Origin of the sequence: Mesorhizobium sp. M7A.F.Ca.AU.001.01.1.1 (assembly GCF_004022735.1) — a bacterium.
GTDB classification, from domain to species: domain Bacteria; phylum Pseudomonadota; class Alphaproteobacteria; order Rhizobiales; family Rhizobiaceae; genus Mesorhizobium; species Mesorhizobium ciceri.
In genome coordinates this window covers 1-11,384 of record NZ_RZPF01000125.1, presented here as the reverse complement: position 1 = coordinate 11,384, position 11,384 = coordinate 1, and the positions used below count along the sequence as shown (strand labels likewise).

Annotated in this window: 14 protein-coding genes; all 14 read right to left on the bottom strand. The window is 60.2% G+C overall.

The features are described 5' to 3' along the window. On the bottom strand, nucleotides 1–2,710 hold a 2,710-nt coding region (locus EN884_RS10510), incomplete at its 3' end, for a tape measure protein (RefSeq protein WP_164894965.1). Nucleotides 2,711–2,972: 262 nt separating this feature from the next. After that, nucleotides 2,973–3,212, bottom strand: coding sequence for a hypothetical protein (locus EN884_RS10505; protein WP_063168332.1), 240 nt, complete (start codon nucleotides 3,210–3,212; stop codon nucleotides 2,973–2,975). 50 nt (nucleotides 3,213–3,262) lie between these two features. Continuing rightward, nucleotides 3,263–3,640 carry a hypothetical protein gene (locus tag EN884_RS10500; RefSeq protein WP_063168333.1) on the bottom strand — a complete coding sequence of 126 codons (378 nt, stop codon included), beginning with the start codon at nucleotides 3,638–3,640 and terminating at the stop codon, nucleotides 3,263–3,265. Nucleotides 3,641–3,656: 16 nt separating this feature from the next. Continuing rightward, nucleotides 3,657–4,103 carry a phage tail tube protein gene (locus EN884_RS10495; protein WP_063168334.1) on the bottom strand — a complete coding sequence of 149 codons (447 nt, stop codon included), beginning with the start codon at nucleotides 4,101–4,103 and terminating at the stop codon, nucleotides 3,657–3,659. A gap of 300 nt (nucleotides 4,104–4,403) precedes the next feature. Further along, the gene (locus EN884_RS10490; protein WP_063168336.1) at nucleotides 4,404–4,907 is read right to left on the bottom strand and encodes an HK97-gp10 family putative phage morphogenesis protein; all 504 of its coding nucleotides are present in this window, start codon (nucleotides 4,905–4,907) and stop codon (nucleotides 4,404–4,406) included. A gap of 9 nt (nucleotides 4,908–4,916) precedes the next feature. Further along, nucleotides 4,917–5,315 (bottom strand): DUF3168 domain-containing protein, encoded by a 399-nt coding sequence (locus tag EN884_RS10485; RefSeq protein WP_063168337.1) that lies wholly within the window; start codon nucleotides 5,313–5,315, stop codon nucleotides 4,917–4,919. Next, entirely contained in the window at nucleotides 5,312–5,590 is a 279-nt protein-coding gene (locus EN884_RS10480; RefSeq protein WP_063168338.1) for a hypothetical protein, read from the bottom strand. Before EN884_RS10480 ends, EN884_RS10485 begins: the two co-directional genes overlap by 4 nt. 211 nt (nucleotides 5,591–5,801) lie before the next feature. Beyond that, a complete protein-coding gene (locus EN884_RS10475) occupies nucleotides 5,802–7,901 on the bottom strand; it encodes a hypothetical protein (protein WP_063168340.1) in 2,100 nt (699 codons plus the stop codon). 19 nt (nucleotides 7,902–7,920) lie between these two features. After that, entirely contained in the window at nucleotides 7,921–8,619 is a 699-nt protein-coding gene (locus EN884_RS10470) for a hypothetical protein (protein ID WP_063168341.1), read from the bottom strand. A 71-nt stretch (nucleotides 8,620–8,690) separates the two neighbouring features. Beyond that, nucleotides 8,691–9,308 (bottom strand): head-tail adaptor protein, encoded by a 618-nt coding sequence (locus EN884_RS38955; RefSeq protein WP_063168342.1) that lies wholly within the window; start codon nucleotides 9,306–9,308, stop codon nucleotides 8,691–8,693. Between the two features lie 3 nt (nucleotides 9,309–9,311). Further along, the gene (locus EN884_RS10460) at nucleotides 9,312–9,950 is read right to left on the bottom strand and encodes a hypothetical protein (RefSeq protein WP_063168343.1); all 639 of its coding nucleotides are present in this window, start codon (nucleotides 9,948–9,950) and stop codon (nucleotides 9,312–9,314) included. A gap of 6 nt (nucleotides 9,951–9,956) precedes the next feature. Continuing rightward, nucleotides 9,957–10,106: a hypothetical protein gene (locus EN884_RS38600; RefSeq protein WP_158515787.1), complete on the bottom strand. Its 150-nt coding sequence runs from the start codon at nucleotides 10,104–10,106 to the stop codon at nucleotides 9,957–9,959. Between the two features lie 46 nt (nucleotides 10,107–10,152). After that, a complete protein-coding gene (locus EN884_RS10455; protein ID WP_063168344.1) occupies nucleotides 10,153–10,956 on the bottom strand; it encodes a hypothetical protein in 804 nt (267 codons plus the stop codon). Between the two features lies 1 nt (nucleotide 10,957). Beyond that, nucleotides 10,958–11,384: hypothetical protein (locus EN884_RS10450; protein WP_206617579.1), on the bottom strand; the 427-nt coding region annotated here is incomplete at its 5' end.

Below are 11,384 nucleotides of genomic sequence, written 5' to 3'. Positions count from 1 at the left end.
CCAGCAGGCTTTGCTGGTGGCCAATGAGACCGCGGCGATCGAGGATATGCTTATTAGCCTGGACCTGACCGTTGATCATGTCGTCGATGGCGGCCAACTGGGAAGTGGTCGCGTCCGGCTTGTCGAACTTCATCTCCGGGGCTATTTGCTTGGCCATCGCGAGAATCTGCGCGACCTCGCCTTTGGTCGCCTCGCTCGACCGCCACCAAGCTTCCGATTTGCTATTGATCAGATCGAGGACCGTATTGACGATGGCGATCTCCCGCGCCTCGCCCTCGAGCAGATCCTTGTTGTCCTTCATGATCGCGGCCGTACCCTTGCGGATATCGGACTCGAGCGACGTCTCATCGTTGATGTTCTGAAGATCGAAAAGAAGGCCCTGCGCAGTCTTCCTAGACGCCTTCAGCGAAGCTTCGTACAATTCGAGTGCATCAGCAGATTGCTGGCCAGCGCGATTGATCTCGGCCTCGACGTTGATGCTTCCAACGCCGGAGGAAAGAGTCGTCTTCAGTTGTGATGCCTGATTGTTTACCCTGTTGAGGGCCAACTGGAGTTTGGCAGCCTCGCTGACGGCAACGGTCAGTTTGGAAATCTGATCGTCGTCGATGAACTTGGCTTCCGGAAGAGCCCGCAACTCCCTGTTGATACCCGAGAGTTGGACCTCACCGACGCCGACGCGCTTAATGAGGTTGTTGATGCCGGCGGTCGCGCTTCCGAAGAGATCGGCAAATTTGCTGTTGCCGGCCAATGCAGGATTGAGTGTCGGGTCGAAAATGCGGATGAGGACGTTCTCGATCGTTCCAGCTTGTGTCTTCAAACCCGCAGTGAACAGGTCGATCTGGTTTTTCTTCTCGTCGAGTTGACCCTTCAGTTCGTCGGTATGGAGGCTATCCTGGGCAATCTGGCCTTGACCGCCTCCGGCATTCGCAATGTCGCCCAAAACATCCTTCAGCGCCTTCTTCGTATTCTCGGCCTGCTGTGCAGCCTCGGCCGAGCGAATGCCGAGCAATGTCGTGAGCGCAATGGCACCGGTGAAGGCAACACCCCATGGGCCGCCAAGGAAGCCCACCAGGCTGGCGGCGCCGGTCTTCAGGAGGCCGAACGACTGCCGGAGTACGCTGGTGCCTCTGACGGCCGAAGCGAGCGACTGTGAGGTGTCCTCAAGGCCCTGCCTCAGACCGCCCAGCGCGGCTTCGGCGCCACGGACCTCGGCAGCTTTGCCGATGCCGCCGACTTCGCCGATCGCCGCGCGCGCGCGTCCGAGGCGCTGCGTCTGGTCAAACTCCTCAGTGAGGAGTTTTGCGGTCTGCTTTGAAGCTGTCTGCGCGATCGCCTGGAATTTGGCTTTCTGCTCGGCCGCCTTTGCTTCCGCGTCGCCGATTTTTGCAGCAAGCGCGATGCGCTGTGTGCCGACGGCATCCTCAAGCTGCGCAGCCTTCGTCGTCTCGGCGATCTGCGCCTGACGGATCTTCGTGATGTCTTTTTCCGCCTCTTTCACCGCGCCGATGTTCGCGACGTTGAGCGTCTGTTGCCCCTTGGCCGCAGTCAGGCGCGTCTCAGCCTTCTGCAATTCATTTGTCAGAGTGGTCTGACGGGCGAGGCTGTCCTCGATCTTGCTCTGGGTCTCGACAATCTTGTTGGCGGAAGCGATCGTCGACTTCGACGATTTTACCTCAACGGCGTTGGCGGCAGACACGGCATCGCGCAGCCGCGTCGTGGTTGCAAGGCGATCCTCACGAATTTTGTTGAGCTTCGCCTCTTCGCGCTGCAGGATCTTGACGTCGGATTTCGAAGCAAATTCGATGTTGTCGCGGCCCTTCAGGCTGCCGAGCGCCCGCGTGCCGCGGTCGAGCTCCTGCGCAAGATCGTGTTGCGCTTTGGTCAGCTTCTGCACCTGGTCGCGTGCATCCGCAGCGCGTCGGCTTACCTCGCCAAAGGTGGAGTCGACAGCCTTGCCGATACCCCTGCCAGCGAGCCGGCCTGCGAACGCCGAGCCCAGCGCCAGGCCGAGCGCCACCGCGCTGCCGGCGACCTTGTCGATGTTGTTGGCAAAGCCGAGAATGCCGCCAGAGACGATGCGGGTCAGACCATAGGTCTTGTCCAGCGTACCGATGTAGGCGGTCAGTTGATTGTCGGCCTTGATAAGCGACTGATCGATCGTGAGGATCGACTTGCTGAACTGCTGGTCGATTCCGCCCTTGATCTTCTCCAATGCGCCGAGAACCCTGTCGGCCGTCAACTCGCCGGCGATGCTCATCTGGCGGAGTTTGCCAATCGTGACGTCGAGGCCCTTTGCCAAAGCCAAGCCGAGTGGGGTTTCGAGAACAGCGCGGAGCTCTTCACCGCCAAGCCGGTTCGATGCAATAGCCTGCGAGAACTGGATGGCGGCCGATGCCGCTTCCTGCGCCGTGGCGCCGCCGAGCGCAAGCGCCTTCTGAATGGTCTGGACATAGTCCAAAACATCCGAGTTCGACTTGGTCGGGGCTGCCTTGGCAAGACGGGAATAAAGAACAGCAGTCGACTGCAGCGACGAGCGACTGTTGTCGGCCGCCGCCTGAACCGCCGCCAATTGTCCGGCGAGATCAGCCGCGTCGTCAGAGACAACGCGAATCTGGTTGGTGAGATTGTTGTAGGTGTCCGCGTAGCGCAGGACCAGGTTCGACGACAGCGCAGCGGTCAAGCCACCAAAGACGGCGGTCGTGGCCAGCATGGTGCCGCGAAGCAGGCCGACGCGATCGTTGACGCGCTCGAAGGCGCGCGAGACGGCGATCAGGCCATAGGGCTTGATGCCCGAAGATGCGGAAGTCTTGGCAAAACGCGCAACGGAAGCCTGGGCAAGCCCCGCCTCCTTGCGGATGTTGCTGGCGCCGCGGGCAGTGATCTTGTCCGCGAGCGCCCAGCCGGAGGCATACTGCCCCACATCCATGGTGAGCGAGGCGTAGAGCGAACCGATTGGTGTTGCCATTGCCTGCTCACTTTTTCTTCTTGTTTTTCTTCAACTGTTCCACGTAGGCTCGCATCTTCCGATGCATCTGATCCGCCGTCTGAAGCTTCTGCGGCTCTTTCCAGAGTTCCGATGGCTTCTGCGGAATCTTTCTCATGCGGCTGACCGCCTCGCGTTGCCACGCGACTTCCATCTGGCCCTGGTGCGCCGGGCCAATCCAAGTCGTCACCTCAAATGGAGTGAGGTCGAAGAATTGGTGGGGGAACATACCCGCCCGGTAGGCGTGCTTCTGCAGTTCCCCGAGAAACTCACCGGGCTCTATGCGTTTCCCGAGTCGTCATCCGTGACTTCTAGGTTCTTGACCGATTCGAGATAGTCGAGGTGGTCTTCGAACTTCCGACCGTGCATGGAGATGAACAGCGCATCGAGAATGGTTTGAACGAGCTCGATCATCGGGCAGTCCAGTTCGTCATACTTGATGCGAATTGACTTGCCGTCTTTCTTCCCGCCGATGGCGACACATTCCCTGATGTAGGTGGTGTCGAAACGGTTCAGCCGCGGGACAACATCGGCGAACCAGTTATCGCCGAACTTGCCTTGAAGATGGTCACAATCGGTATTTGTGAACCGAAAGTAGACCCCTTCCCCCGCTTGAGGGAAGGGTAGATCAGCGCGCATGCGCGGTGTGGTCGTCATAAAGTCAGTTCTCCAATTATGCGACGGATTCGTCGATCTGACCCGAGACGCGGATCGTCACTTCGAAGTTGATCGGATCTTCGCCTGTGAAGGTGAAGTCGCCGCCGGAGACGTAGCCGAAGCCAGTCAGCTTGTAGGCGAAGCCGGCGTTGGTCATGTCGATTTCCCAGTTGAACGTGGTTCCCGCGTTCAGCTTGGACTCGAGTCCGGCGGTGCCGTTCAGTGTGGCGTCGGCGGGATTGTAGTGGCAGGTGATCTTGATCTCACCCGGATCCTTGAAGCCTGGCCGGAACTCGCGGAAGCCGCCAGTCGAGGCCAGGTGGGTGAAGTCGACTTCCTCGACCGAACGGCCGGAAAGATTGATTGCAGTGACGTTGACGACGGGGGTGAAAACCTCCGGCGACTCGCCGTCGCCGACCTTGAAAACGGTTCCAAGGCCGACTTTACCAGTCGATGCTACCATGACAATTTCTCCTATGGTCAGCGGTTACCTGCGGCAGGCTTTCCGAGCCGCCGCGGCGTCCTCGGGAACCAGTGTGTTGATCCGGCACTTCCGGCATTGCCAGACCGGATATCCGCTCCACTTTCTTTCGATCATGGAGCAGGATGGGGTGGCCGAAACGACTGAGGCCGCCTTGGGGGCGGCCTCTTGTTCGGCAATCTGTTCGACCGCCAATGGCGCGTCTTCTTCGATCGGATCCGGCTTCTTGGCCGCCCGTCGGATGTAAACGCCACGCGGCATTTTCAGCCTCTTTTGTGTGAGTTACTTCTTCCGCGTGCGGAACGCCGCCGTGGAAATTCGGAGCCAAGCGCGCTCGCCGAGAACCTTCAGCACATTGCCTTTTTGGGAGTCGAATGCCGGGCGGAAGAATGGGTGCGGGCGGGCGCCTGGGTGACTGAAGCCGCCTTTGAAGCGGGGCTGGAAGTGCGGCGCTGTGCCAAATTCAACCAGATGCGCGATATACCGCGCGCGCTTAGCAAATGTGACCCACCAAACCCTGACCTTGGCGGTCCCCTTGATCTTGACGGACACGACGCCCTGGTCGAGATGTCCCCCTTTGGGGGCGCCGGTCGGCTGGGGGAAGAATGCCGAATGCTTGCCGGCATAGTTGCGGACCGAGACGGCGTTCTTCTCCGTCTCCTTGCGCATCGGCTCCAAAGCCGCCTCAAGGTCGACGTCCATCGCGCGGCCATCATAGACGCGACCAAGCTGCTGGATGCTGCTCCGGAGTTGAGTGTCCCCAGTCAGTTTGAAACCCTTGGCCATGACAGCCTCTTACGATCGCCAGCGGATGAAGAAGTCCAATGTGCGCCGGTAGGTCGCGCGATCATCCGAGTAATCGGTCCGATCGAGATCGGCGAATTGGGTGGCGACCCCAGTGAATGCGCCAATCGTGGCATTCACATTGTCCTGCAAGGCGGTCATCACCGCATCGCCCAGTGACATGACCTCTTCCGGCGTCGCGGCCATGCATTCGATGGTGACCCGGTTCCGGAAATACTTTCCTGCCCCCGTTAGCATGTGCTCGTCGTAGCCGCTGGCGATGTTGACCACTAGGCAGGGCATTGTCGCGCCTTGTGGCAGGTCAATGGGATAGATGCGCACCGCGGTCGTCTTCGTAGTAACCGCCGATGTCGCCTTAAGTTTGGTGATGGCGATCGAGAGCGCGCTCACTTCTGCCGCACTTTCAATTTCACAGTTTGGTCATGAGTCCGGCCGCCAGCAGTGACGATGCGGTTCAGTAGTTGATAGGCGACATCCGCAACGCCGGCCGACAGCCAGACCGTGGTTGTTGTGTCCGTGAGCGACCTTGTCCCAAGCGTGAGGCCTGAGCCCACCGGAATGGTCCATGTCGACGACGTGATCGTGTCTCCCGCGAGCCGGTCAGTCCAGTCAAGGACATAGTCCAGAACCTCGTCCGGATCTTTCGGATCCCAAGTGAGCGCCATGGCAGTGTCCTCTTACTCGGGAACGAATGCGACGCGGGTTTCGGCGGCGACTGTAGCGGTTCGAACTTCGGCAGGAATCGCAGCAACACGAGTCTCGGCCGCGACGTACGCGATCCTTGCCGGATCGGTCGGGCTTACAATGACTGTCGTGCCGCGTCCCCAGTATCGATCGCCGAAGAAGCGGAGTCCCCAGAAGCGGCGACCGAACATCTTACGTGGCGTCCAGAGTCACCGTAGGCCGATTGCCGTCTGAATCGGCGCTCGTGACAACGATGCGGTTCTTGCTGCCGTCGGCGCTCTTGTACTTCGGCGACGAGGTGTCGAGATTGACGCCGACGCCATAGAGGGCAGCGCGAGACAGCCGCAGGAAGTCCTGCACTGTTTCAGCATTCTCGAACGAAGACGCCAGGAGCGCAGCGGCATTGGCAGAGGCTGTCGGAATGGTGAGTGCGGCGATCGCCGCCAAGACTGCGTCATCCGCAGATGCAAGTTCCGCCGTCATCTCGGCATGGGTCGGGCCATCATAGTCCGCGAGCGCGGTGTCAACCTCTGCGTTGACTTGCGCAGCCGACACGTTGTTGAGCGCCGCGATGTCGCTTTGAATTGCGGTCGCTGCGGCAATGATCAATGATTGGTCGGCAGGATCGCTCGGCAGATTGTCGGTCTTTGCCTTGACTAGGGCGACCTGTGTCAAGACCGCATCATCAGCGGTTCCAAGTGCCGTCGCCAACTCGGCATTTGTAGGAAGGTCATCGACGCTTGCCTGCGAAGCGCGAGCATCGAGAATGAGGTCGAGCCGGCCGCCGTTCGCCCAATCGGTCTGCAGTTCGTTGGTGTCGGCCAGGATTGCCGCAACCTCGGTATCAAGGAAGTCATCGATCGCATCGACCTTGCCAGAGACCGTGGAGAGCGCTGAGGCTGTTGCTAATCCAGATTGGATTTCCGTCACCGCATCCGCTGCGAGGGCCGCCGCCGTCACGCTGTTCGCCGCAAGGCCGTTGACCAGCGTCACCGCAGCGATGGTGCGGGTCTGCACCTCGTCGGCGATCTCGCCGGCTGTTGGCGCGCTGCCGCCTGTTGGTGCCTGTTCCAGTGCGTTGGCGGTGAAGCGGAAGGTGCCGCCGTCGTCCTCGACCGTGTCGTCGAGCTTGTCGGTGCTCACCTTGATGGCATCGACAACAGTGTCGACCGTCGCCAAGTTGGTGATGATGGTGCCGATCTCGGTGTCGATGTAGCCGGCAACGACCGCGAGGTTTGCGGCGGTTGCGAGCGGCGATACAGCGGCGTCCAGTTCTGCCTTGGTTGGGGCGTCGTAGTCGGCCAATGCCGAATCGACCTCCGCATTGACCTGTGCGGCCGAAAGGTTGTTCAGCGCAGCGATGGATGCCGCCGTGGCAAGGCCAGCCTGGAGTTCGGTGGTGACATCGGCCGCAATCTTGGCCGCCGTAATGGCATCAGCCGCGAAGCTGCCCGCCGTGATGCCGCCAGATGCGACACTGGCGACAGAGCCGCCCACATTTCCGGTGACAGAGCCCACAGCGCCAGTGACGGAACCGACTGCTCCGGTAACGCTGGCAATGGTGACATCGCTGGCCACCTTGGCATCGGTGATCGCATCGGCGGCTATCGCAGTGGCGGTCAGCACGGCGGCAGCCATGGCGCCGACGCTGGCGTCTATGCGGCCCGAGACAAGGGCGGCGGGCAGAACGGCTTTGACGGCAGCAACGTCCGCGCTGACAGATGCGCCTGCCGGGGCACCAATACGCGCATAAGCGTCCCCGGTCATCGCGGGAGCGGTTGCGCCTTTCCAGTTGACGACATTGGTATCGACGCGACCATTCCCATCCTGGTTGATCTGCCCAGCGCCGGTGCCGCGCGTGTAGAGACCGCCAGCGGCTTCTGCCGCGGCATTCGGTAGTGCGGTCAGGCCGGCGCGAACGCTGTCCTGCGGGTCGATCGCGACCAGTTGCACATCACAACTCGCCTGCACCATGCCGGTGGCGCCCTTGAGCACAATGGCGACACTGTCGGCCCCGGTGGCGAAAGCCGCATCCGGCACGTCGAGCCGGTAGATGCCTGGCATGTTGGCAGCGTCGACTTCCTTGAACCCGCCAGACGACCATGCGGTGTTGGCGGCGGCCAGCGTAGCCAGCGTGATCGAAACCGCCGTGTTCTGGTTGCGCACGTAGTAGGCGACGAGGCTCGCCGTGTTGAAGACAAGCCCGGTCTTGCGCCCGCCGGTGGTCGACGTCGAATCCAGGATGTCGAAATAGATCGACTGACTGGTGGCGCCTTTTTTGACAGTTCGCATTGAACGTTTGCCCTTAACCTCAGCCGATGACCAGGCTGACGGCCGCCCAGCCGTTCGCCGTAGTGGTCGGGGCTAGATTGGTCGTAAATGTGCCCGCAGTCGTTTCGCCGGAGTTGCGGCTTCGGTAAGCCACGCCAAGACGGTTGCCGGTCGCGGTCGCGGGCGTCGTCAATGTCCCGACAGATGCAGCCATAGAGTCGCCGGCAACATTGTTGGCGGAAACTGCTGACGCAACCGCAACGCCCATCTGAAGATCAGCGGTGGCGACCGATACCGCCATGTTCCCGACATTTGTATTCGCTACAAGATTGCTCTGGAACGCGGTGTCATTATCGACAACGTCGCATCCCCCAGATCGACGAAACGCCATGATGTGGACAGACATGCGCTGCGATGTCGCCTGCGTCCACGTTGTCGACGCACCAGCGTCCCCGCTTTGCGCGACGCGCTTGTAGACGCTGGTGCTCTGTGTCGTGGTGCCGTTTTCGGTGCAAGAGACAGTCGAAACCAGTGTCCATCCGGCAGCAGGCGTCAATGCCGCCCTATGCATCACCGCTGCGATCAGGAGATCGCCTGTCGCAACACTGGCCGGGATCGTCTGGTTCTGGCTTGTCGCGGTTACATAGACCGTGCTTGATGCGGCGACAAAGGCAACCGGTTCCAGCACAAATTGATAAGACCCATCCATCGACCATTGCCGCATGCCGAGGATCGACATCACCAGATCCTTGCTTGGTCGGCCGGTTTGATCCCGGAGGTGAATGTCTGGATGTCAACGGGCATGGTTACCTACGCGACAATGGTCAGTGTAATCGACGGGAGACTCGCGTTTCCGCTCGAGTCAGTGACCTTGAAGGTGACTGGATAGTCGCCGGCCGTTGTTGGTGTTCCGGAAATCAGACCTGTCGAGGACGAGAGGCTGAGACCTGTAGACAGTGATCCGGCAGAGACAGAGTAGACCTTCGTGCCACTTCCGCCGGCACACGAGATACTGAAGCCTGCGAATACGACGTTTGCCTGCCCGTCGGGGATGGCCTCAGTGATCGCGATCGACAGCGGTGCCGGCCCAATGACCGAATCCTGCACCGTGCACTCGATGATGCAGTCCCGCTGGAACTGCCCATCCGGCAGCGGCGCCTTGATGTCGAAATTCATCCCGTTGTGGACGATCCTCATCGTCGTATCGAGGCCGACGACTTCCTCATACCTTGTCCGAAAGCGCCAAACCTCTTCTGAGTATCGCTGCTTGGTCGCCGGGTCGAAGTGTTCTCGGCCGCGGCGGACTTCCACTTCACAAAGAGGCGATCGCCAGGTCTGCCAGACCATGTTTGGCGCGTTCAGACTGTCGACGCCGACCTGAACCTTGCGCTGGATCTCGATCTGGTTACGAAGGACTGAGCCGCGCATGCGTTAGTCCTCATTAAAGCTGTCATACGAGTTGCTAATTTTTAGCGCAGCGCGCAGGTCATCCATGGCGAACAGTACGTTTCGGCTGATCAGCGTCTTGTTCTGCTCAAGGATGGTCGCTTCTGTGTTTTCGAAGTAGTGGCCGGCCAAGAACTTGACCATCCTCTTGACCTTGCCGTTGTGCTCAGCGTAGCCGGCCGTATAGGTGACCGACACCGCGCGCGGCGCAGCAGTGACAGACGGCCAGGCGCTGACCGGATGGACCTCAGGAACAAGCATGCCGCTCTTGACGACATAGTCCGCGGAGTCGACGACGTTGTCCGGACTGCTTCCGTCCTCAATCATGATCGCGCCAAGGCTGATCAACGGAGGATATGGGAGCAAGATCGGAAGCGGCTTGCCGCACTCGTCATTCCCTGGGAATTTCGTCATGTAGCGCTTGTAGGTCGTGGTGAGCAGCGTCCTGTTCAGTTCACCGCCAATGCCGTGCAACTTATCAACAACGTCTTCGAGGATTTCTCCGAGCAAAGTGTCGTGCGCCGCGATGGTCGACGAGATGCGGAGATGCCGCTTGAGTTCCGCGACGGACACGATGTCGGTTGCCTCATCCGTCGGAGGCGTGACGATCTCAATGTCGAGCATGGATGTTCACCTGGTCTTGTAGCCAGGGCCACGGCCGGCCGGCTGCATGTCGCGAACGACACGATCGACTTCCTTGCCCTTTGGGCGCGTCACCGGCTTCGGCTTAAGCCCCTTCTTGGACACAGGTTTCTCGAGCGGTGCCGTGTAACGGATCATGAAAACCTCGCCTTCGCGATGGTCAGGAGGGATTTCATGGTCACCGTCAGTCGCTCGGGCTTGTGGAGGCGTTGGTTAGCGTGCCGGTTGGCGTGAGTACTCCACCGGTGCCCTTGTTCGTGCCGAATGTCGCTGCATCTCCGCTCAGGAAAACAGCCGGGGCTGTCCCGGTCGGAGTCGAGCCGTCCGCGCCTAAGTCAACAGGCTTCCCCGCGCTCATGAACTTCGCGCGAACCTCGGAATCACTGAAGTCAACGAACTGCCCAGGTGCCCACCAGAACTCGGCCATTCCGCCCGAATAGAAGGTCGCGTTCTCCAGGATGTCTGGTAACGCGAAACTCAATCCACCAAAACCGGGCATGAACTGATCGCCGAAGTCCTGAACAGAGCCAGTCTTGTCGATGCCATTGATGAAGAGCTTGATGATCTTCTCGCCCTCCAGATGATTCGCATCAAACATGCCGGCAACCCATTGCCACGCGCCGTTAACAATCGATCCCGGCACACCATCGGCATTCAATCTGAAGAGTCCACCGACGAACGACGCCATCTCATTGCCAACGCCCGATGGCAGAAAATCAGGTGGCCCGCTGCCCGATCCACCAAACCACTCGGTGTTAAAGTTGGTAGTGTCGGGGATGAAGATCGCGCGATTCTGATGCCAATCATCAGGGTTCAACCAGACGCTGAACGAACCAACATAACTGTCCACCACACCGGCCAATGATTCGGCAATCAGATTTTGGGTGCTGCCGTCGAAATGGACAGCGCCCACAGTCGCTCCACCACCCCCGCCCGCGCCTATATTCGCCGCGACCTGCGCCAGCGACAGTCCGCTACCGGCCAGCATGTCAGGCGGTCCGTCCATAGAGGCGGAATATGTCCGCCGAGAAAGCCATGAGCGTCAGCAAAACAAACTGCGCCGCAGTTGAAAGCTGATCGTCCGGCTCACCGATCGTTACGCCCGATGCCGTGAGCGTTACCTGGCCGGCGCCGCCTTGGCTGATGCCACAGATGAAATCCGATGGCAGACCAGCCGGGACAGTCAGAGTGACCGCCGAAGCGGCCGTGAAATCGAGAATCTTGCCGTGGTGATCTTTCGTGAGCGCATAGGCAGTTGCGCTGACCACTTCGATCTGCGGCGTTGCGAGTAACCCGACCTGATCCAGAGGCACCCGCTCTCCGTCGTCCCCATTGGGGCGGAAGGTTCTCACGAAATCAGTCATGATTTTTACCTCTGAGCGACCACATGGCCGCATCGACAAAATGCTCGCGAAG